This window comes from Pseudomonas sp. Marseille-Q5115 (assembly GCF_916618905.1).
GTDB lineage: Bacteria > Pseudomonadota > Gammaproteobacteria > Pseudomonadales > Pseudomonadaceae > Aquipseudomonas > Aquipseudomonas japonica_A.
Genome location: NZ_CAKAKI010000001.1, coordinates 1101537 through 1121895, shown reverse-complemented (window position 1 = coordinate 1121895; position 20359 = coordinate 1101537). Strand labels below are relative to the sequence as shown.

Sequence of the window (20359 nt, the reverse complement as noted above, 5' to 3'; positions counted from 1 at the left end):
ACATGCCAGCCCAGCTCGGCAATATGAACGGGCAAGGTGCGACACCTTCCACCTATCAAGGATTGCCAGCCCCAGCGGGTAACCAGTAGGATTTGTTACAGGGTGTGCCTTTGCCGTCGCAAGGTGCAGGTTAAAGTTTATGCCAGTCGGGCCGCTGGCAGGGATTGCCTATGCCTGCTCCAAACTCCCCGGCCTCCACTCTGGTGCCGCGTGCCCAGCAAATGACTCATCAAGCCTTGGCTGCCCTGGAGCGCTTCAGCCATGTCGAAGCCGTCAGTGGCATCGTACTGGTGGTTGCCGCCATTGCGGCGCTTGTCTGGGCCAATAGCCCGGCAGGAGTAACCTACGAATCCTTCTGGCATTCCCGCCTCAGCCTCTCGCTCGGCGACTACAGCCTGGGCGCCTCACTGCACTTCCTCGTGAACGATGGGTTAATGACGATTTTCTTCCTGGTGGTGGGGATGGAAATTCGCTCGGAGATGAAAGACGGCTCGCTGTCCAACCTGCGCATGGCGACACTGCCGGTAGCCGCTGCGTTTGGCGGCGTGATGGTGCCTGCGTTGATCTACACTGCGGCCAACCTGGGCCACCCTTCCCTATCGGGCTGGGCCGTACCCACCGCTACAGACATCGCCTTCGCCGTTGGGGTACTGGCCTTGCTGGGCAAGTCTATCGCCCCTGGGGTGAGGATTTTCCTGTTGGCGCTGGCGATCATCGATGACATTGCAGCGGTGCTGATCATTGCCGTGTTCTATACCACCTCGCTTGATGCCTCAGGGGCCGCCCTCGCCTTGCTGGGCATCGCGTTGGTGCTGGTCATGCAGCGCATGGGCTTTGCTAACGCCTGGTTGTATAGCGTGCCCGGGATTGTCATCTGGGCGGGCCTGGCCAAGCTGGGCGTTCATCCTACGTTGGCAGGTGTCATCCTTGGCCTGATGACCCCGGTCTATTCACGGCCCGCGCCGGAGCGGCCCATGGAAACCCTGGTCAGTGCCGTCCGCGACTTGGTGCACCAGGTGAAAGAAACGCCGGAGACGGCCGCCGTGCAGCAACCTCTGGTGCAGATCCGCAAGGCGCACCGGGAAATCCTGCCGCCTGTTCAGCGGGTGCAAACCGCGCTTCACCCTTGGGTCGCCTACGTAATCATGCCGCTGTTCGCCCTGGCCAACGCCGGCGTGGCCTTCAACGACACTTCGCTTGAAGGCGCCACGGCCTGGGCAGTGGCTGCAGGTGTGACCCTGGCACTGATCATCGGCAAGCCCGTGGGTGTGATCCTCACCTGCGTGACCCTCGTCAAGCTCAAGCTTTGCGAGCTGCCGGATGGCGTCACCTGGCGCGGCGTGGTGCTGATCGGCCTGCTGGCCGGGATCGGCTTCACGATGTCCATCTTCATCGCCGGCCTGGCTTTCAACGATGCCAACCTGTTGGGCATCGCCAAGCTCGCCGTGTTGGTGGGCTCGGGCTGTTCGGCCGTGCTTGGCCTTGCGTGGGGCGCCGCGATGTTCGTAAGAAAATCCGCCGCGCCCCAGCGGGCTTAGCCCTGGGGCAAGGGGCTGTCAGGTTGGCATTCGGCGGCGCACGCTCGGCACGCCTGCGCGCATAGCGTGCACAAGCGGGCGCCATCAGCGCGGTAGGGGGAAAAACTGCACAAACCGCTACGACAGGCCTCGAACCCTGACAAGCACCCGCGGCAGCCACAGGTAGCGGGCTTGGCCCCCACGAGGTGGTGTCCGCGGGAGCCGCTGCGTTGCAGGCGCTTCGTTCAACAGAGGAGTAAACAGTGAATCTGGATTTTCTCACCGGTATTACGCAAACCGAATTCCTGGGTATCACACTCGCCAATTGGTGCCTGGCCGCTTGCGCCATCGCGCTAAGTTTTACCATTGCACGTGCCGGCATCGGCTTCGTACTCAAGAACCTGCGTGTCCGGGCCAGCCGTCCGGAGGCGCACATCAGCCATATCGCCATCGAGGTGCTGTCCAGCACCAGTAATGCGCTGTTGTTGCTGGGCGCGGTGCTTATAGGCATCGGCATTCTCGACCTCCCGGAGCGCTGGTCGGCCCGGGTCAGCAGCCTGTGGTTCGTTGTGGTGGCGCTGCAGGTTGGCCTATGGGCCAACCGCGCCATCGCGCTGGCGGTGTTGCGTTATTTCAAACGGCATAGCCAATCGCAGGTGTACACCGGAAGCGCCTTGGGCACCCTGTCGTTATGGGGCGCCAAGGTGTTGCTGTGGGCCGTGGTCGTGCTGGCCATGCTGTCCAATCTCGGTGTGAATATCACCGCCTTCGTGGCGAGCCTTGGCGTTGGTGGTATCGCGATTGCGCTGGCGGTGCAGAATATACTCGGTGACGTTTTCGCGTCGCTATCAATCGCCGTGGACAAGCCGTTCGAGGTGGGCGACTTCATCGTGGTGGGCTCACTGGCAGGTACTGTTGAACACGTTGGGCTGAAGACTACCCGTATCCGTAGCCTGGGCGGCGAGCAGATCGTGATGGCGAACGCCGAGATGATCGGCAGCACCATCCAGAACTACAAGCGGTTGCAAGAGCGTCGCATCGTGTTCAAGTTTCGCCTCACCTACAACTGCTCGCCAGAGCAAGTCAAAGCGGTACCGCAGCAGGTTGAGCGGATCATCCGCGGGCAAAAGCTGGCACGCTTTGACCGCTCCCACTTCCTGGCCTTCGGCGAAAACGCCTTGGAATTCGAAACCGTGTACATCGTGCTGGACCCCAGCTACAACGTGTACATGGATGTTCAGCAGGCCATCAACCTGCAGATGATGGAAGCGTTCGCCGACATGGGCGTGGAGTTCGCCTTCCCCTCCAGGACGGTTTACGTGGCGTCGCTCCCCCCCTCAGTAGATACACGGCCGGGAAGCGAAGAAACTGCCGCCCGTGGCACGGTGCCGCAAACCATGCAGTGAGAGCATGGTTTATGGAACCTTCGTAGCAAGGTAAAGGCCAAGGGATAGGGGCCGCAGTGAGCTGGCGCGGCCCCGCCTGTGGGCTTACCCCACCAAGTGCAGATAATGCATATGCCGCTCGTACTGATCGATGATGTCGCCGATCACGTCTTCCCTGGACCAACCCATGATGTCGTGGTCCTGGCCACCTTCGCGCAGGTGAACCTCGGCCCTGAAATACTTGCGCTCCTCGCTATCCTCGCTTTCCATCACGAAGCTGGGCATTGCATAGGCGCGCGGGCGCACCTTGTAGATGAACTCGGGCTTCTCGGCAGGCCCCACGGACAACCTGACACTGCCGTCCTCGCCGTCCTCCACCGCGCAGGGGTAGCCTTGCCGCCGCCATTCTTCGGCGACCGAGAGACAGGCAGGCTTGGCCGTTTCGCTGATAAAGCGAACCACATGTGCCCGGCGCGGGAACATGGCCAAGGTACGCAATCGGCGCTGCCAGCTACCTGGCGTGCGCACTGCGGCGGATGAGATAGCCTGGTAACGCAGCCCGCGTTTCGTGGCGTCGAGTTTCAGGGCTTTGAGCAAGCCACGCATGCTGAACAACAAGGCAATGGTGAACGGCAACGCACTCGCAATCGTGGCGGTCTGCAGGGATTTCAAACCACCGGCCAGCAGTAATGCAATGGCCACCAGGCCCATGCTGGCCGCCCAGAAAACCCGTTGCTTGATTGGGGTATGAGCTTGCCCCCCCGAGGCGAGCATATCGACCACCATCGCGCCGGAGTCTGCGGACGTGACGAAGAACACCACCACCATGATGATCGCGACCAAGGAGATCGCGCTGGCAAAAGGGAAGTGCTGGAGGAAGGCAAACAACGCCAGCGAGGTGTCCTTGTCGATAGCGGTAGCCAGGTCTGTGATGCCATCGGTGAGAATCATGTGAATCGCGGTGTTGCCAAAGACCGTCATCCATAGCAGCGTAAATGCAGTGGGGACCAGGAGCACACCCGAGACAAATTCGCGGATGGTGCGGCCACGGGAGATGCGCGCGATGAACAGGCCGACAAAGGGCGACCAGGCCAGCCACCAACCCCAGTAAAACAGCGTCCAGCCGCCGATCCAGTCGGTAGGCTGATAGGCATAGAGGTTGAGGGTTCGGCTCACGATCTCGGTCAGGTAGCCTCCAGTGTTCTGAACGAAGGTCTGGAGGATCAATACCGTGGGGCCCAGGACGATCACCATGAGCAGCAGCAACACGGCAAGGCTCAGGTTCAGCTCCGACAGCCGACGCACGCCTTTATCCAGACCCGTGACTACCGACAGGGTAGCCAATGCGGTAGTACCGATGATGAGCAGAATCTGCACCGGGATGGAGATCGGTACGCCGAACAGTGCGTTAAGCCCTGTGTTGATCTGCGCAACGCCAAAGCCTAGAGAAGTGGCGACCCCCAACACCGTGCCGATGATCGCAAAGATATCGACAGCGTGGCCCATAGGGCCGTGGATGCGCTCACCGATGAGCGGGTACAGCGCCGAGCGCAAGGTGAGCGGGAGCCCATGCCGGTAGCTGAAGTACGCAAGGATCAGCGCTACGATGGCATAGATAGCCCAGGCATGGAGCCCCCAGTGAAAGAAGGTAATCTTCATTGCCTCACGCGCGGCTTGCACGGTGTTGCCGTCACCCACGGGTGGGTTGAGAAAGTGCATCACCGGCTCGGCCACGCCGAAGAACATCAGCCCTATCCCCATGCCCGCCGAAAACAGCATGGCGAACCAGGTGGTGCTGCTGTAGTCAGGGGTGCTGTGATCCGGTCCCAGCTTGATATCGCCGTAACGACTCACGCCGAGAAACACGACGGTTCCCAGGATGATCGCCACGGCCAGGATGTAGAACCAGCTCAGGTTGGTGATGATCCAGCCTTGGATGTCAGTGAACACCGCTTGGGCATTCTCCTGAAACAGGCTGGCATAGAGCACCAGCACAAGCAGGGCCGCCGCCGATATCCAAAACACGGGCGCGTTGATGGATGATGGTTTGGCTATTTCTGCCTCGGTAGGCATAGGCACGGATTCTCCTCGACAAGGCGCCCTACGTTGCGCAAGGCTGGGATAGTGTATGAGCGATTGACTACAAGGGTCGGTGCTCGTTTCGCAAGCGACCTTGGAAAGAAGCGGCTAGACGCTAGGAATTGCCCGCCCCGCCCCATGCCTGCCTGCTTGTCTGCTCGCTTGCCTGCTTGCTGCGCCGGATGTCGCAGGACGGCGATGGTGTTTGTTTATCTCCCTTGAAGCGGTAGGTGGGCGGCTCGGGCGCCGCCCACCTATGTACTCAAACCTGCTGCTGCCCGCCGTCGACGAACAGCTCGATGCCGTTGACGAAGCTTGCGTCGTCCGAGGCCAGGAACAGTGCGGCGCTGGCGATTTCTTCGGCTTCGCCGACGCGGCCCATGGGGATGAGCGAAGCCAGGTAGTCCAGCAACCCTTGTTGCTGGGCGGCATCTGGGCCAGCCAGGTCGACCAGGCCGGGGGTGCGAGTGGCGCCGGGGCTGATGGTGTTGATCCGCACCTGACGGTCCTTCAAGTCTAGAATCCAGTTGCGAGCGAAGGAGCGCACGGCGGCTTTCGAAGCGGCGTACACGCTGAAGGCCGCGGTACCGGCACTGCCAGCGGTGGAGCCGGTGAGGATTACCGAAGACTTTTGCGCCAGCAACGGCAGGGCTTTCTGGACGGTGAACAGCACGCCTTTGACGTTACGGTCGAAGGTGTCGTCGTAGTGCTGTTCACTGATTTCGCCCAGCGGCACCATTGAACCGCCACCGGCGTTGGCGAAGAGCACGTCGATGCGGCCATGCGCAGCGCCAATCTGGCTATACAGGGCGTCCAGCTGATCAAGCTTCGTCGAGTCAACCCGAACCCCGGTGGCATTACCGACGGCGTCTACGGCTGCGTCGAGTTCGGCCTGGCGGCGGCCGGTGATGTACACGTGGGCGCCTTCTGCGGCGAAGCGTTTGGCAGTAGCCAGGCCAATTCCAGTGGTGCCGCCGGTGACCAGTGCTACTTTGCCGTCGAGTTTGTTAGCCATGATGTTTCTCCCAGGTTATGAAGTGTTGCGAATGGTTGAGTTGCGGTGTGGGAGAAGCTTATCGACCGCGCGGTTTTTTCAAAATAGAATTGCCTGCAAACCATCATTGCAGAAATGAAATGAGCAGACTTCCAGATTTCGAAGGGTTGGCGATGTTCGCCAAGGTGGCAGAAGAGGGATCATTCGCGGCAGCTTCAAGGGTAATGGGGGTCTCAGTGCCTACTGTGTCTCGGGCTGTCGCACGGCTGGAAGAACGCTTGGGCGGTCGGCTGTTCAACCGCACCTCCAGGCAACTGGCGCTGACGGAGTTTGGCGCGAGCATGGCCGCCAAGGCAGGAGAGATTTACCGGCAGGCCGAAGAAGTAGAGAGTGAAGCCCAGGAGTTGTCGGTGCAGCCCCGCGGACAGGTCCGTCTGGCGGTACCGATGTCCTTCGGTTTGCGATGGGTCGCGCCGCTGATGCCGCAACTGATGCGCCAATACCCCGAGTTGTCGATTGACCTGCACTTGTCCGATGCCTCGGTCGACCTTATTGCCGAAGGCTTTGACGCAGCCTTGCGGATCGCGGTGTTGCCTGACTCGTCCCTGGTTGCTCGGCGCCTATGTGCAGTGACTCAGTACCTGGTTGCCTCGCCTGGGTACCTGGAGGAGCACGGACAGCTCACCCATCCCCGTGAGCTCGCCGCCCGCAGTTGCCTCAGCTATGCGTATCGGTCGCGCAGCCAGGTGTGGCGCTTTACCCATGACGACGGCACCGAAGAAGACGTGGTGCCCAACGGCCCGCTGCGAGTGACGAACTCTGACGCCCTGTTACCGGCCCTGCTGGACGGCTTGGCCATTGCCGAACTCCCGGAGTTCATTGCCAGCGAATATCTGGCGGATGGCCGGCTGGTCGCTTTATTACCTGAATGGCACATGATGCGGGGCGGCCTGTATTTCGTAACTCCGTCAGCGCGCACAAGACCTGTGAAGATCAAGGCGCTATCGGACTTCTTCGCCAAACACCTATCGGACCCCAAGTGGCGCTGGCCATGACGACATCAAAGTCGCCACAGAAATGAAAGGATGCATTTCTATAATTGCTATTTTGATTACTCACCGACTCTTTTAATTTGGGTTGGCAGTCACGGGATACCGTGCCAACCCTCATCAGCTTCGGAGTAATCCCTCATGAAAAACGCCGTAGAACTCTTTCAAATGTACCTGGACGCCATCCAGTCTCCAGGCACTGCCGCTTCGCTCTTTGCCGAGGATGGCGTGTTGGAGCTTCCTTATCTTGAATCCTTGGGCATCACCCACCGGGCTCAAGGTAACGATGCCATCGAATCCTTCATTGGTTCCCTGTTGGCTAAAGTGCCGGGCTTCAAATTTCGTTGCGTACGGTTCCTGATCGATACCCCCGACCAAGCGTTCGCGGAATACAGCGTCGAGGCATTGGTGCCTGCGACTGGCCGTATCTATCGGCAGATGTATGCGGGTCGCTTGGTGGCGAAGGACGGCAAGATCCAGTTGCTTCGCGAGTCCTTGGACACCGTTGCTGCGGCCAAGGCCTTCGCGCCTGCTGACTCAGCCTGAGTGCACTTCTTAACCGATCGATTCCTATCACGTTTGCCAGCGGGTACGGCGCCGCGGCGCCAGGGCCCGGCGTTCAGCATCTGACGATTATCAGCAAGGCGTTTTCAGTCGCTCAACTGGACAGTGCGATACAGCGCAGCTTAACCTGAGCTCCGCTGCGTCTATGGCCTGCTGTCCTGACTGTTAAGGTGGCGTCCCCTCCCTTATACGCCTTCGGATAGCGATCAAAGCCCTGTGACTGACTCCTCCCTTAGCGCAAAGCCAAACACGCCAGATTTTTCCGGGGCCATCGCCGCCGTTCAGAAGATCGATTCGGTACCGTTGATCCTGGAAATGGTCAAGCAGGTAACCGGGATGCGGTTCGCAGCCGTGGCCCGAGTGACGGAGACGCACTGGGTGACTTGTGCGGTCGATGACTCGATTGATTTCGGCTTGATACCCGGCAGCCAACTCGAGCTGGAAACCACCATCTGCCATGAGATCCGGCAGAACCGCAGGCCAGTCATCTTCACCCACGCGAGCGATCATCCAGTCTTCTCGCATCACCACACGCCTAAGCTGTATGGTCTGGAAAGCTACGTTTCCATTCCGATCATCACCGCCGACGGGGGCTTCTTCGGCACGCTGTGCGCGATCGACCCACTGCCCGCCAGCTTCGACGAAGCCACCGTGCTGAAGTCCATGGGGCTCTATGCACAGCTGATCGCGATGAACCTTGATCTGCACAAGGGATTACTCACGTCCGAACAGGCACTGGCCGACGCGACCGAAGCCGGGGTATTACGCGAGCAATTCGTGGCCGTGTTGGGTCATGACCTGCGCACCCCGTTAAGTGCGGTACGGCTGAGTGCCGAGCTGCTGGAAACGAGGGTTGCGGAGCCCCGCAGTATAAAAATGGTCCGGGCCATCCGCCAAAGCGCGCTGCGCATGAGCAGCCTGATCGAGGATGTGCTCGATTTTGCCCGTGGCAAATTGGGCGGAGGCATCCCCGTCAAACCGCTGCTGACGGACGATCTGCAGGAGCAGTTCGAAGCCGTGCTCATGGAGCTGCGGGTGGTGCACCCGCACGCGCAGATTATGGAAACGTTGGATATTCCTACCGGGCTCTACTGCGATCCCAATCGACTGGGGCAATTGCTCTCCAACCTGGTCGGGAATGCCATCACGCACGGGGCAAAAGGCACCCCAATTCAGGTGCGCGTCAACACGATCGACCAGAACCTGGTGTTGTCAGTGCACAATACCGGCGCGGCGATACCCGCCGATGTACTCCCCTCGCTGTTTCAGCCGTTCAAGCGTCCCGAAGTGGGCCATCGGGAAGACGGGCTGGGCCTGGGCCTCTACATCTCGAACGAGATCTGCATGGGCCATCACGGAGCGCTCGACGTCACCTCGGACGATGCGCACGGCACCGAATTCGTGGCCACCATTCCTTGCCGGTTACAGTGGGCATAAACGATACGTGCTACCAAGGCATTCGGGGCATTGTACGCCAGGTCGCAACTACGCAACGGGTCCATAGCAGCCCTTATGCTGGCAGTGGTCCGTATGCACGATAGGTGTCTATCAGTGTGTCAAATAGCGAAATGTCCGATCGGCTTCTGGCAATAAGCTGAGCACCCGCCACGGCCGAAAAAATCGCACGGGCCCGCTTCTCACTGTCTTCTGGCTCGCATACGTTCGCGGCTACCAGTAGCTTGCTCAGCCAAGCCACATTTACCTCCGCAAACGCCTGAATTTCCTGAGTCATCTCTGCAGGCAAATTGTCGGTTTCAGCGCCCACAAAGCTGCCCAGGCAGAGGCGGTTATCAGCCTCCAGCGAGCGGCGGAAAATCTCGGGGAAACGACGCAGTGCATCAAGAGCGTCTGGCGTTTCCTGCGAGATCACTTCGAGTGCCGCAGCGCCGTCTTCCCAATACCGCCTGGCGACAGCAACGCCAAGATCAGCCTTGCTAGGGAAGTGGTAATAAATACTCGCAGGCTTGATTCCAACCGCAGTGGCCAGATCGCGGAAGTTCAAGCCGTTGTAGCCTTGGGACTGGGCGATATTTCTCGCCGCCAGCAGAATGGCTTCCCGGGCGTTGATCGTCATTGCTTTGCCTTTGTTCTTTGGTCTAGTGATCGGAAGATCGCCATGCTAAATCAAAAGCCTACCTTTTGTTAGGTAGCGGTCCTGGGCATCTGTTACCGACCTCAAAATAGCTCCGCCGGGAACGCCATGCATTGCGGCCCCGACGACTCTACCCTCCCAGCACGGGATCACTCAGCCGGCGAATCCAGTTCCGGAATGCCGCTGCTCCGATCAGCATAGGCAGCCTGGAAGCTTGGGCGTTTCTGCCAGCGCTTCCAATAGGCGTCGATGAACTCGAAACGCTCATCCAGAGGGGTGGCGTTGACCGGGAACTTGGAGAATGCAATCGCGGTTGCCAGGGTGATGTCCGAGAAGGTTGGAGCATCGCCGCCCAGCAACCATTCACGGCCATCGGACAAATGACGATTGACCAGCGCCGCATGGGCTAACGCTTCCTTGCGGCAGTGCTCGCCCCAGGCCTCATTCTTCGTCAGTTCCAGCTTGAAGCCCAACCCGCTGTGCAACACATGAAACGCCGTCACTATTCGATAAAGAATATGCACCCAGACCCGGTTATCCCACATGTTATCGAGCCCTTGCTCCAAGGCGGTCTCGCCCATGATCTTGCGGCCCGGATAGGACTGATCGAGATAGCGAACGATAGCTGCCGTTTCGGAAATGAAACTTCCGTCTGCGAGTTCCAGCGTGGGCGTTTCACCCCATGGATTCATATTGAGATGACGCCACCCGCGCTGTTGCCCTCCGGGCGCCATGTCATAAATCGTTTCTTCGAACAGGTCAGCTATCCCCTTTTCGTGCATGAACAGACGCAGGCGTTGAGGGTTGGGGAAAGCCGATGGAGAGGTGAAGAGGTGCAGTTTGGCGGTCATGGTCAGCTCCAGAAGGAAGGAAGAAATCTACCTAACAGTCGTTAGGTGAAACTGAATCTATTCCTCCTTTCCCCTGAAGTCAACACCTACCTAACGATTGTTAGGGGTTGCTGATGCAAGCCTTTGCTGGCGCTCACCTGAACGTGCGCTCTAAGGCGGATCAACGGCCTGTGTTTGTAAGAATTCAGAGCCATAGCCGGTCGACAAGGCCGCCGCTGCGGCCTGCGTGCCTACCATGACCTGCTCGCGTTGATAGGCGTCCTTTTTCAGCAAGCCCGAATAAGGGCAGCCATGCCGGTCCCTGAACCGCGCATGATGATTACTCCATGGCCGCACAGGGCTTCGCAGAAGTCAGCCGTGCTTGACCAGATTCAGGCTTGGCAACGGTCCACCTGGAAACTGGGCGAGCTGGCCCTGCTGCAGGTCGCCCAGATCGATGCCATGAAACCCCAATCGAGCGATCAATTCGGCAACCTGCCTTTTACTGGCCGCATGATTGCCTGAATAAAACAGCACACGCTTTCCGCCCTCCGCGGTCGGGTTCGCGAGCAGGGGTGGTGGAAGATGATTGAACGCCTTGACCACATGCGCTCCAGGAACCTGCCGCGCTACTACCTCCGAGGATGTCTCCGCGCCAAGGTCGACGGGCTTGAACAGCGGTGCTTCTATCGGATTGGTGGTATCAACCACGATGCGGCTGTTCCACCGCCCCAAATCGCGGATTGCATTTGAAACCTTCGACCAATTGACCGCGAGGAAGACGATGTCTGCCGTGCCAGCTTCCTGCACCGTCACGGGTTGCAAGAGTGGGCCCAATTCCTGGGCGAGGGCGGCCAAGCTATCAGGACCGCGGCTGTTGGCGATGCTGACCGGTAACCCGGTACCGACCAGTAGCCGTGCGATGGCCGTACCTATTGCGCCTGCTCCAATGATGCTGATGTTCATGACTGCTCCCCTTACGCTGTAAAGCCGCCGTCGACCATAAGCTCCGCGCCGCTTACAAAGCCGGCTTCAGGGCTGGCAAGGTAGGCAACAGCGCTGGCAACATCTTTTCCTTCGCCGTAGCGACCCATCGCGATGTTTGGGCGCACGAAATCAGCCACCGGGCCATCGGCAGGATTCATATCGCTATCCGTGGGCCCAGGGTGCACGGTGTTTACGGTAATACCGCGGGGCCCGAGGTCCCGAACAAGGCCACGGCTGAAGCCTGTGAGCGCGCCCTTTGTCAGGGTATAAGCTGACGCCGTGGCGAACGCAGCGTGCTGCACCATCGAGCTGCCAATGTGGATGATGCGCCCGCCCTCCCCCATGTGCCGTAGCGCTTCCTGAGTGGCGACAAATACCCCTGTCACGTTTACCGCGAGAATCCGTTGAAAGTCTTCGAAAGCGATCTCTTCCGGCGCACCCAGCACGCTGATGCCCGCGTTGTTGACAAGGATATCAACCCTTCCAAAGCGCGCAGCGACCTCCCCCACGGCAGTGCGTACCGCTTCCGGGTTCCCTGCATCCGCCGCCAGTGACATGGCCTGACCGCCTTGGGCACGAATGTGATCGACCACAGCGTCGGCGCGCTCGGGCGACGCGTTGTAGGTGATGGCGACGGTGGCTCCGTCTGCTGCCAGGCGCTTGGCAATGGCGGCGCCGATGCTGCGCGAGCCTCCTGTCACCAGTGCGACTTTGCCGGAGAGTGGGCGGTTGATAGTGGTCATGATTAACGCCTCGGTGTGTGAAGTGGATGAGCCTATGAGACGCTTTTGATTCTTCCTCAGGTAGTAGCAAGTCAGTAGAATCACTTTCAACGGATGCTTGAAGGTGTATCGGATGGAAACCCTGGCAAACCTGCTTTCATTTGTTCGCAGCGCCGAAGCTGGCAGTTTCTCCGCCGCAGCGCGGCATCTGGGCCTTACGCCGGCGGCCGTGAGTCGCAACGTCGCTCAGCTTGAAGCCAACCTTGGTGTTCGCCTGTTTCAACGCAGCACTCGCAAGCTGACCCTCACCGAAGCTGGAGAGCGGTTTCTGAGTAATCTCGGGGCAGGGCTGGAGAGTGTCCAGGCCGCGATAGATGACGTGGTGAGCGGTGTCGGCGAGCCCTCGGGTGTACTTCGGCTTACGGCGGCGCCCGGCTTCGGGCAGGGCTTTTTGCTGCCGCTGATGCCTGGATTCCTGCAGCGCTTTCCTAATGTGACCCCTGAATGGAGCTTGGAAAACCGGCAAGTCAACCTTGTCGCCGAGGGGTTTGATGCCGCCATCGGGGGTGGCTTCGAGCTGGTGCCAGGGCTGGTGGCCAGAAGCCTCGCGCCCGCTCACCTGATCCTGGTCGCCTCAAGGGAATATGTGGCTCAACGCGGTCATATCCGGCGGATCGAGAAGCTGAACGGGCTGGAGCACCTGTCCATGCGTTCGGTACATACCGGCAAAATAAGAAGCTGGATGCTCAGGGGGCCCGATGGGCAACAGCATCCCTTGGAGGTACGTCCCAGGATGGTGGTCAATGATCCGGGAGCGCTGGTTCACTGTGCACGCCTGGGCTTGGGTGTCGCGTTGCTTGCTGTTCCGGATGTGCTTCCCTTTCTCCAGGACGGTAGCTTGGTAAGGGTTCTGCCAGGCTGGTACGCGGATGTGGGGCAAATCTCTCTGTATTTCTCCAGCCAGAAGCTGCTACCGGCCAAAACCAGAGCTTTTGTGGACTTTCTGGTGGGCCATGCTCGAGAGCAGGATTGGGCTAATCGGCTAAATGCACGGCGTTAGGGTTTCTTGATTCAACCAATTGAAGGGGCCTGGCACCGACCTGCCATCCCAAAACAAACCCGAACGCTCATTGAACTGGCGATCCGCGGCTATCTCCCGCTACGATCTCCACATCTCACGGCAACCGGTTTTACCATGGCACTTGCGGCCCCACCCGACCTTACCAACACCGCCATCCCCGTGCAGCCGCTGTCACGGACTTACCCGCGCGGGTTGTACATCGAGCCCCACAAGCATGAGTGGGGCCAGGTGCTGTATGCGATGTCGGGCGTGATGTGGGTGGAGACTCCAAACGAAGCGCTGGTCGTCCCGCCGCAACGTGCGGTGTGGTTGCCACCCGGCGTGCCGCATGGCATCCGCGTGGTATCGGACCTGGAGATGCGCAATATCTACCTGCGCCCCACCCTCGCCGTCACCCTCGACAGCACGGTTCAGGTTCTGGAGGTCGGGCGCCTGCTGCGCGAGCTGATCGTGAGCCTGGTCGCGGAGCAGGACAACGCCTCGAATTACTACGATGCGCTTGCCAACCTGGCGCTGCTCGAACTCATGCGTGCCCGGCGCTCGCTGCTGAAGGTGCCCATGCCGGATGACAGCGACCGCCGGCTGATGAATGTCTGTCAGGCGGTAATGATCGAGCCCTCCATTGACGTGCCGTTCGAGCAGCACGCCGAAAAGGCTGGCGCCAGCGTGCGAACACTGTCGCGGTTGTTCCAGGCGGCGCTAGGCATGGGCTTCGCCGAGTGGCGGCGGCAGGTGCAGTTGGCGACTTCGGTTGCGGAAATCATTCAGGGCGTACCGGTGAACACCATAGCCCGGTCGTTGGGGTATTCGCCCAGCAGTTTCAGCGACATGTTCCGTCGCGAGCTGGGCATACCCCCCTCCCAATACCCGGCCAGCAATCCCGCCAACTGACGCCTGCACCGACTCTGTCCGAAATTCAGAAGCATTTGGCCGGTAGCGTTGGCCGCCCCTCCTTACACTCTGGTCATTGCTTATCGCAGCCGCGCCGCACTCGGGCCGCGCGTCCCATGCCCCGGAGTTTGTCATGAGCTACGTCATTTCCCTCGCAATCGGTATCGCCGTCGGCTTGCTGTATGGCCTTCTGGATTTCCGCTCTCCTGCGCCGCCCCTTGTCGCACTCGTCGGGTTACTCGGCATGCAGGCGGGTGAATGGCTGTGGCCTGTGGGCAAGCAGTTCTTTGTCGGCCTGACTTCCTGTAACGGCTGGCTCTTTACCCTACTTCTGGATGACCACCATGAAAGCTTTGCAATTCTCAAGCACCGGCGACCTGGCTGCGCTGCAAGTCGTCGAACTCTCCAGGCCCGTCCCGGCGGCTGACGAAATTCTTGTGCAGATTAAAGCTGCGGGCCTTAACCCAAGCGACGTGAAAAACGTGCTCGGCCGCTTCCCTTACACCACGATGCCTCGGGTGCCGGGTCGCGATTTCGCAGGCGTCGTCGTCGAAGGCCCGCAGGCGCTGATCGGTCAGGCAGTCTGGGGTACCGGGAAGGAGATCGGCTTTCTTCGCGACGGCTCACATGCGAGCTACATTGCGCTCCCCGCCAACGGCGTGGCGCTCAAGCCGTCCTCGCTGAGTTTTGCTCAGGCGGCGAGCCTGGGCGTGCCCTATACCACAGCGTGGGATGCGCTTGAGCGCAGCCAGGTGCAGGCCGGCACCCGTTTGCTGGTGATCGGTGCCAATGGTGCTGTGGGAAGCGCGGCCATTGCACTGGCGAAAGTGCGCGGCGCGCAGGTGCTGGCCGCGGTACGTCGACCGGATCACCTGCAAGCACTGCAAATGCAGGGCTTCAACGCAATCCAACTCGGCAAGCCGGAAGACCTCGGCGCCCAGGTGAACGCCGTGTTTTCCGGCGGCGCAGACGTGATTTTCGACACTACCGGCTTCTGGCTCCCTGCCGCCGTGCCTGCGCTGGCACAATTTGGCCGCATCGCCATTATCGCTGCACCCGTGGACGGCCACGTTCAGCTGCCAGCACTGGCGCTCTACCGCAAAGGCGGTTCGGTGGTGGGCATCAACTCACTGTTGTACGGCGTTGAAGCCTGCGCGCGGATGCTGGAGCAGTTCGGCACACTGTTCGACGAAGGCTCCCTACCGCTACCGACAGGGCTGCTTGAGTCGCCGCTCGAAGAGGGTGTATCGCGCTACACGGAAGTACATCAGGGCAGCGCGGGCAAAGTCATTCTGGTGCCTTGATCGTGGAGGGCCTTGAGCAACCATCCGCTGCGACTAAAACCATGTGTACTACTGCCGGCCAATCGCAGTATGACCTTCCTCGCCGCTCGGGATGAAGACCTACATCGGCTTGACCGATACCACCTCCACATAGCGAAATTTCTTCCGCGCAGCCTTCACCGCATCCTGCTCCGCCAGCAACGTGCTCAACGTATCGGCCTCATGCACCAGCTCCTGCGTCTCGCCTTCAAAGGCATTCCCCACCCTGAGCGTAACCCTGAGTCTGGGGGTAAACGCTTTATCAACCTTTCGTTTCCTTGCCACGGAAGCGGTCGGCACGATGACTACGTCCGGGATAGCCTCCATGGGGTCGGGGATGTGTACATGCGTGGGCGCAGGCGCCTGCGCGGCGCCAAACAAGGCGCGGCGCATTTCTTCTTCGGTCAGGTCGTTCATGGTTGTCCCAATGTTTTAATCTTCAACCCATTGCGACTGCAGCCAGTGATGCTGGCGCATATGGCTAATCACAGAAGGCTCAGGGGTTCATTACATCGACGAGGCGTGGGTGGCGCTTTCGTCGGTGTGCACGGCGGATTCCGGTTCTGCATCGAGCTTCAGTTGCACGGCGGTCTTCATGCCCCGCCGAGCCAGCCAAGCATCCCCCCAGGCACACAGCCCCAGCAGGAACGGCTCCAGGCTTCGGCCCTCGTCGCTCAGTGCATATTCAACCTTAGGGGGTACCACGGCGTAGACGGTACGTACTACGAGGCCGTCCTCTTCAAGGTCGCGAAGCTGCTTGATCAGTAGCCTGGGCGGAACCCCGGTAAGACGGCGCTGCAGCTCGTTGAAGCGGTGGGTGCCATCCAGCAGATGATAGAGGATCACCCCTTTCCACTTGCCGCCCATGATATGCAGCGCCGCCTCTACCGAGCAGCCGGGGGCACCGTCATAGTTTCGAAGTTTGGTCACCGGAATCTCCGCCGTGGTAGTACGCTTTTTGGCACTACATGCGGATTTATGCCGTATGCACGCCAGCGGACAAAACTCTAGCATGCTGCCTTCAAGCCGGGTCAAGCGCCTGGACCTGGGATACAACCATTTTGCGAGGATTACACATGTCTAAGGTTGTCCGATTCCATCGTACCGGTGGACCCGAAGTGCTCCAGATCGATGAAGTAGAGGTACGTGCCCCACGTGCGGGCGAGGTCCGCATCAAGGTGAAGGCATTGGGGCTGAACCGCGCTGAGGCTATGTATCGCCGGGGGGAATACACCTTCCCGCCCCAGCTGCCCGCTACCCTGGGGTACGAAGCTGCGGGAACTGTCGAAAGCGTTGGCGAGGGCGTCATCGAATATGCCGTTGGCGACGAAGTGAACGTGATCCCAGCGTTCTCGTTCGCCGACTATGGCCTGTATGGCGAGCTGGCGGTGGCGCCGGTACATGCAATCGTCCGTCAACCGCAGGGGCTTACGGCGGTGGAAGCGGCAGGCACCTGGATGCAGTTCGTGACTGCGTATGGCGCCCTGATTGAAATCGGCAAACTGCAGAAGGGCGAGACGGTTTTGATTCGCGCGGCGTCGAGCAGCGTTGGCCTCGCGGCCATCCAGATCGCGAACCTGGTAGGGGCCCTACCCGTGGCGCTGACCCGTAGCAGCGAAAAGCGGCAGGCGTTGCTGGATGCAGGCGCCGCCCATGTGATCGCAACCCAGGAGGAGGACCTGGTAGCCGAGGTCAACCGTATTACCGAGAATAAAGGTGCGCGGATGGCATTCGACCCAGTCGGCGGGCCCGAAGTAGCCAATATGCTTCGGGCGCTCAGCTACCTTGGTATTTTCTTCCAGTACGGCGCCTTGGATACCACGGACCTGAGCATTCCAGTAATGGAAGTACTCGGGAAAGATTTGACGATTCGCGGATACCAGCTGTTCGAAATCACGCAGGACCCCGAGCGCTTGAACAGTGCGAAGGCCTTTATCTCCAAAGGACTGGAAAGCGGAGCGCTGCGGCCGTTGATCGCCAGAACCTTTAGCTTCGATCAGATCGTCGAGGCGCACGAGTATATGGAGTCCAACGCTCAGATCGGCAAAATCGTCGTCCATATCTAGGCTCGGCCTGGCCCTGCAATGAGGGCCATGCAGTGATTGCTATGGCGCCTACCGCGCCTCAATCCGCTTCACCAAGTGATCCGACATCGCCCGCTCGGCACCCGCCGGATCGCGGGCCTTGATGCAAGCCAGGATAGCTTCGTGCTCTCGCAAGGTCTGCTCACGCTCCTTGAAGCGCAGCATTTCCCGACGGTAGTCGGCCATCCATTCGAGGATGGCCCGGGAAATCGCCATATAGATCGGGTTACCGGAGATGCGCGCGAGCTCTCCGTGAAACTCCATGTCAATCAGAATGAAGTCGTCGCTGTCGCGGAAGGTGTGCATGCGCGCGACGACATCCTCCAGCACAGCGATGTCGGCATCAGAAGCACGCTCGGCGGCTACCTTTACCAACCCGGTTTCGAACAGCGCCCGTGCCTGCCGCAGATGGTCGACGTTTTCAGCCGAGCTGGACAGAAGATGGCGGGCAGCCAGGTCGATCTGGCCGATCATCGAATGCATGTCCACCCGCCCTACCCGCGCTCGCTCACCGTGCTGGATGGTGATCATGCCCATGCCGGCCAGCCGCTGCATCGCTTCACGCACTACCGGGCGGCCTACACCGAAGGTTTCCATCAACTCGCGCTCGGCGGGCATCTGGTCGCCCGGCTGCAGGTTTTCCTCTTCGATCAGGCTGATCAGCTGCTCGAAGACAATGTCGGACAGCTTCTTGCGCTGAATCAGGCGTTTCTTGATCTCGGACATTAGGCAGACAGCTCCGGCATTCACCAAAAAGGCGGTAAGTTAGCACCATTTCGAGGCGGGCTCGACGTCCAGCGAACAGTCGATCACCGCGCAGGCAAAGGGTTCAAGCACCCTCGGTACGGCTTCGCGGTAGTCCATGAACCCCGGTTCTTCCAGCGCCAGGTGAAACGCCAGGGGCCCGAGCACAGCGGCGGCATGCGGCACCAGGTCGGCAAACCCCAGCGTCAACGGCAGCGCCGTAAGGTTCGCCACGCATACCCGAGCCAGGTTGCTTTCCTGTTGCAGCCAACCTATTGCCGCTGCACCGGCCCCGGAGCAGTCAAGCGCCAGCGCGCGCTGGCCATGCCCTGCGGCCAATGCCCTGAGTACGTGGAACACGGGCCAGTAGCGGCCTTCGTCGGCAATGGCGAAGGGCGGATTGAGCGCCCATAATGCCGTGGCCTGAACCCCACCGCGATGCGTTGCAGCGTAGTGCCCCAGCGTCCACGCTGCCGCCAATAGCCCATGCTGCCGGGGATCCCGTTCGCTCAGGGTCAGGCGCTGGCGGTCAGGGTTAGGCGTGAGCTGGCCACCATACGGATTGCGCCACGCGCCGATGGCACTGGTGGTGATGCGGTAGGGTTGGCCTGCGGCCAGGGCTTGAGCTGAACGAACGATATCGGGCAGCGCCTGCAAGGTCTCCATCACCGACACATCATCGGCCGCGTGCACGGTTGGCGATGTGGCATGGGTGAGGTAGTCGAAACTGCCCGGGGTCGGCCGGCAGCGGTTGAGTTCGGTGAAATAGGTAGGTACGCCCGCGCCGATCGGCACACCCGGCAATGCGGCACGTGCCAGTAACAGTGCCTGATTCGGGGTAAGCCCGGAGGGCCATGGCCCACTGGGCTGATAACTTTCCAGGTAAGCGGCAGGTGTGACCAGCACGCCCGAAGGTTTGACTGCGGCATGGGACAGGCTCGCCGCCAAGGCGTGCAGTTGGGCCTCGCCTTCGTTGTCGTTGATGATCACCAGCAGCCAGGCCTGAGCGCCGCACAGCGCACAGATGGCCAAGCCTTGCTGCAAGCGCTGGTGGCTGCCTGGCAAGCGCAGGTCTGCCAACAGGTCCAAATGCTGCGGGGCCAACTGCGACGCCAGCCAGCTGGCTTGCGCGCCGTCGTCCAAGTGATCGACCCATAGCCCATGGCCGAGCGCAGGCAGCGGCTGGGGCGCGAACCCGGTAACGCGGATCATCGCGTGGTTCATGCCGCCACCTCGCGGCTGAGGGTGAGCACCACCTGCTGCTCCACACAGCTGCCGGCCTCGATCACATACGGGCACGGCCAGGCCAAGGGCCGGTTGTAGGTTTTGAAGGATGCATCGCCCCAGTTGCGCTGGTCTTCCATCTCGAACGTATCCCCGCTCAAGCGCCAATGGGCGCGCAGGCCCGGCGCGGGAGCGTGGCGTAACTCCCGGATATCAAGGAACGGCTGCCCCGGGCTGATGAGGTCAGGAAAACGCCCCTCCTCAAGTTCTCCATTGCCATGGGTGACTGCAACCGGGGCGCCGACAACACCGGCCAGCGGATTTAGCAGCATCAAACCGGCGCGGCAAGTGGTGAAATCTGCTTGGGCTATAAGCCGGGCGGTGGCCACCAGGCCCTGTTGACCTACCTGCACTACCAGTTGCCAACCCAGTGCCGCGCTGCCGTCGGGGCCGGGCACGGCACCGCTGAGGTCCCCTCTCCACTGTGTTTCGCTGGCCTGCACGTTCCAGGCTTGGGCTTCAACTACATGGCTACCCCACCAGGCATCGCGAATCACCAGGCCTACCGCCCTCAGCACTTCAATGCCCCCGAAGGTGAGGTGGCGCAACTGCGGCCCTTCAGCCCAGAACCCGACAGGGCCTACCGTGACGTGAGTGCGCGCTTGCGCAGGTTGATCGGTGCCATAAAGGCGCTTGTCCAGCGACCAGGCAGGCATCATGGCGCCACACTCCCTTGTTGTTATAGGTGGGTAATGCGCGAAGCTCGGCGAGCAAAAATAGAGTAACACCACTGG

Annotated in this window: 20 protein-coding genes and 1 pseudogene; 10 read left to right on the top strand and 11 right to left on the bottom strand. The window is 60.5% G+C overall.

What is annotated here, in order from left to right; all coding sequences use genetic code 11:
* Positions 1-170 precede the first annotated feature (170 nt).
* Together nhaA and LG385_RS05360 are read left to right on the top strand one after the other, a co-directional pair.
* Entirely contained in the window at positions 171-1538 is a 1368-nt protein-coding gene (nhaA, locus tag LG385_RS05370; RefSeq protein WP_225772995.1) for a Na+/H+ antiporter NhaA, read from the top strand.
* Positions 1539-1780: 242 nt separating this feature from the next.
* The gene (locus tag LG385_RS05360; RefSeq protein ID WP_225772992.1) at positions 1781-2923 is read left to right on the top strand and encodes a mechanosensitive ion channel family protein; all 1143 of its coding nucleotides are present in this window, start codon (positions 1781-1783) and stop codon (positions 2921-2923) included.
* A gap of 84 nt (positions 2924-3007) precedes the next feature.
* Here the strand turns inward: LG385_RS05360 and LG385_RS05355 are convergent, their stop codons facing one another.
* Positions 3008-4975, bottom strand: coding sequence for a BCCT family transporter (locus LG385_RS05355; RefSeq protein ID WP_225776175.1), 1968 nt, complete (start codon positions 4973-4975; stop codon positions 3008-3010).
* Between the two features lie 268 nt (positions 4976-5243).
* Complete coding sequence (locus LG385_RS05350; RefSeq protein WP_225772990.1) at positions 5244-5996, bottom strand: SDR family NAD(P)-dependent oxidoreductase; 753 nt, start codon at positions 5994-5996, stop codon at positions 5244-5246.
* 119 nt (positions 5997-6115) lie between these two features.
* On the opposite strand from LG385_RS05350, the gene LG385_RS05345 reads away from it, so the two are divergent.
* The 3 genes from LG385_RS05345 to LG385_RS05335 all read left to right on the top strand — a co-directional run bounded on the left by LG385_RS05345 (position 6116) and on the right by LG385_RS05335 (position 9025).
* Positions 6116-7030, top strand: coding sequence for a LysR family transcriptional regulator (locus LG385_RS05345; RefSeq protein WP_225772988.1), 915 nt, complete (start codon positions 6116-6118; stop codon positions 7028-7030).
* Positions 7031-7165: 135 nt separating this feature from the next.
* Complete coding sequence (locus tag LG385_RS05340; protein WP_225772985.1) at positions 7166-7570, top strand: nuclear transport factor 2 family protein; 405 nt, start codon at positions 7166-7168, stop codon at positions 7568-7570.
* Between the two features lie 234 nt (positions 7571-7804).
* Positions 7805-9025: a GAF domain-containing sensor histidine kinase gene (locus LG385_RS05335; RefSeq protein ID WP_225772984.1), complete on the top strand. Its 1221-nt coding sequence runs from the start codon at positions 7805-7807 to the stop codon at positions 9023-9025.
* 73 nt (positions 9026-9098) lie between these two features.
* Here the strand turns inward: LG385_RS05335 and LG385_RS05330 are convergent, their stop codons facing one another.
* The 4 genes from LG385_RS05330 to LG385_RS05315 form a co-directional block, all read right to left on the bottom strand.
* Positions 9099-9662: a TetR/AcrR family transcriptional regulator gene (locus LG385_RS05330; RefSeq protein ID WP_225772982.1), complete on the bottom strand. Its 564-nt coding sequence runs from the start codon at positions 9660-9662 to the stop codon at positions 9099-9101.
* Positions 9663-9829: 167 nt separating this feature from the next.
* Complete coding sequence (locus LG385_RS05325) at positions 9830-10531, bottom strand: glutathione S-transferase family protein (RefSeq protein ID WP_225772980.1); 702 nt, start codon at positions 10529-10531, stop codon at positions 9830-9832.
* A 351-nt stretch (positions 10532-10882) separates the two neighbouring features.
* Positions 10883-11476 (bottom strand): NADPH-dependent F420 reductase, encoded by a 594-nt coding sequence (locus LG385_RS05320; RefSeq protein WP_225772978.1) that lies wholly within the window; start codon positions 11474-11476, stop codon positions 10883-10885.
* Positions 11477-11487: 11 nt separating this feature from the next.
* Positions 11488-12240: a 3-oxoacyl-ACP reductase family protein gene (locus LG385_RS05315; RefSeq protein ID WP_225772976.1), complete on the bottom strand. Its 753-nt coding sequence runs from the start codon at positions 12238-12240 to the stop codon at positions 11488-11490.
* A gap of 112 nt (positions 12241-12352) precedes the next feature.
* On the opposite strand from LG385_RS05315, the gene LG385_RS05310 reads away from it, so the two are divergent.
* The 4 genes and pseudogenes from LG385_RS05310 (at position 12353) to LG385_RS05295 (ending at position 15495) form a co-directional block, all read left to right on the top strand.
* Entirely contained in the window at positions 12353-13279 is a 927-nt protein-coding gene (locus LG385_RS05310) for a LysR family transcriptional regulator (RefSeq protein ID WP_225772974.1), read from the top strand.
* Between the two features lie 135 nt (positions 13280-13414).
* Positions 13415-14191, top strand: a complete 777-nt coding sequence (locus LG385_RS05305; RefSeq protein WP_225772972.1) for an AraC family transcriptional regulator — start codon at positions 13415-13417, stop codon at positions 14189-14191.
* A 133-nt stretch (positions 14192-14324) separates the two neighbouring features.
* Positions 14325-14495: pseudogene (locus LG385_RS25635) on the top strand (DUF1427 family protein); the annotation flags it as partial.
* A 40-nt stretch (positions 14496-14535) separates the two neighbouring features.
* Entirely contained in the window at positions 14536-15495 is a 960-nt protein-coding gene (locus LG385_RS05295) for a quinone oxidoreductase family protein (protein WP_225772970.1), read from the top strand.
* Positions 15496-15594: 99 nt separating this feature from the next.
* On the opposite strand, the gene LG385_RS05290 is transcribed toward LG385_RS05295, so the two are convergent.
* Both LG385_RS05290 and LG385_RS05285 read right to left on the bottom strand, forming a co-directional pair.
* Positions 15595-15930: a hypothetical protein gene (locus LG385_RS05290; protein WP_181112828.1), complete on the bottom strand. Its 336-nt coding sequence runs from the start codon at positions 15928-15930 to the stop codon at positions 15595-15597.
* A 90-nt stretch (positions 15931-16020) separates the two neighbouring features.
* Positions 16021-16443, bottom strand: coding sequence for a winged helix-turn-helix transcriptional regulator (locus tag LG385_RS05285; protein ID WP_225772968.1), 423 nt, complete (start codon positions 16441-16443; stop codon positions 16021-16023).
* Positions 16444-16589: 146 nt separating this feature from the next.
* On the opposite strand from LG385_RS05285, the gene LG385_RS05280 reads away from it, so the two are divergent.
* Positions 16590-17579 carry a zinc-dependent alcohol dehydrogenase family protein gene (locus LG385_RS05280; protein WP_225772966.1) on the top strand — a complete coding sequence of 330 codons (990 nt, stop codon included), beginning with the start codon at positions 16590-16592 and terminating at the stop codon, positions 17577-17579.
* A 48-nt stretch (positions 17580-17627) separates the two neighbouring features.
* Here the strand turns inward: LG385_RS05280 and nanR are convergent, their stop codons facing one another.
* The 3 genes from nanR to LG385_RS05265 are packed head-to-tail and all read right to left on the bottom strand — an operon-like array spanning position 17628 to position 20284.
* Positions 17628-18323, bottom strand: a complete 696-nt coding sequence (gene nanR / locus LG385_RS05275) for a transcriptional regulator NanR (protein ID WP_225772964.1) — start codon at positions 18321-18323, stop codon at positions 17628-17630.
* A gap of 39 nt (positions 18324-18362) precedes the next feature.
* Complete coding sequence (locus tag LG385_RS05270) at positions 18363-19565, bottom strand: hypothetical protein (RefSeq protein ID WP_225772961.1); 1203 nt, start codon at positions 19563-19565, stop codon at positions 18363-18365.
* A complete protein-coding gene (locus LG385_RS05265; protein ID WP_225772960.1) occupies positions 19562-20284 on the bottom strand; it encodes a hypothetical protein in 723 nt (240 codons plus the stop codon). The genes LG385_RS05270 and LG385_RS05265 overlap by 4 nt, the downstream gene beginning before the upstream one ends.
* Positions 20285-20359: the final 75 nt, after the last annotated feature.

Excerpts from the sequence above, each read along its gene's own strand:
- nhaA (WP_225772995.1), top strand. The coding sequence starts at position 171 with ATGCCTGCTCCAAACTCCCCGGCCTCCACTCTGGTGCCGCGTGCCCAG.
- LG385_RS05355 (WP_225776175.1), bottom strand. The coding sequence starts at position 4,975 with ATGCCTACCGAGGCAGAAATAGCCAAACCATCATCCATCAACGCGCCC.
- LG385_RS05350 (WP_225772990.1), bottom strand. The coding sequence starts at position 5,996 with ATGGCTAACAAACTCGACGGCAAAGTAGCACTGGTCACCGGCGGCACC.
- LG385_RS05345 (WP_225772988.1), top strand. The coding sequence starts at position 6,116 with ATGAGCAGACTTCCAGATTTCGAAGGGTTGGCGATGTTCGCCAAGGTG.
- LG385_RS05340 (WP_225772985.1), top strand. The coding sequence starts at position 7,166 with ATGAAAAACGCCGTAGAACTCTTTCAAATGTACCTGGACGCCATCCAG.
- LG385_RS05330 (WP_225772982.1), bottom strand. The coding sequence starts at position 9,662 with ATGACGATCAACGCCCGGGAAGCCATTCTGCTGGCGGCGAGAAATATC.
- LG385_RS05325 (WP_225772980.1), bottom strand. The coding sequence starts at position 10,531 with ATGACCGCCAAACTGCACCTCTTCACCTCTCCATCGGCTTTCCCCAAC.
- LG385_RS05320 (WP_225772978.1), bottom strand. The coding sequence starts at position 11,476 with ATGAACATCAGCATCATTGGAGCAGGCGCAATAGGTACGGCCATCGCA.
- LG385_RS05315 (WP_225772976.1), bottom strand. The coding sequence starts at position 12,240 with ATGACCACTATCAACCGCCCACTCTCCGGCAAAGTCGCACTGGTGACA.
- LG385_RS05310 (WP_225772974.1), top strand. The coding sequence starts at position 12,353 with ATGGAAACCCTGGCAAACCTGCTTTCATTTGTTCGCAGCGCCGAAGCT.
- LG385_RS05305 (WP_225772972.1), top strand. The coding sequence starts at position 13,415 with ATGGCACTTGCGGCCCCACCCGACCTTACCAACACCGCCATCCCCGTG.
- LG385_RS05295 (WP_225772970.1), top strand. The coding sequence starts at position 14,536 with ATGAAAGCTTTGCAATTCTCAAGCACCGGCGACCTGGCTGCGCTGCAA.
- LG385_RS05290 (WP_181112828.1), bottom strand. The coding sequence starts at position 15,930 with ATGAACGACCTGACCGAAGAAGAAATGCGCCGCGCCTTGTTTGGCGCC.
- LG385_RS05280 (WP_225772966.1), top strand. The coding sequence starts at position 16,590 with ATGTCTAAGGTTGTCCGATTCCATCGTACCGGTGGACCCGAAGTGCTC.
- nanR (WP_225772964.1), bottom strand. The coding sequence starts at position 18,323 with ATGTCCGAGATCAAGAAACGCCTGATTCAGCGCAAGAAGCTGTCCGAC.
- LG385_RS05270 (WP_225772961.1), bottom strand. The coding sequence starts at position 19,565 with ATGAACCACGCGATGATCCGCGTTACCGGGTTCGCGCCCCAGCCGCTG.
- LG385_RS05265 (WP_225772960.1), bottom strand. The coding sequence starts at position 20,284 with ATGATGCCTGCCTGGTCGCTGGACAAGCGCCTTTATGGCACCGATCAA.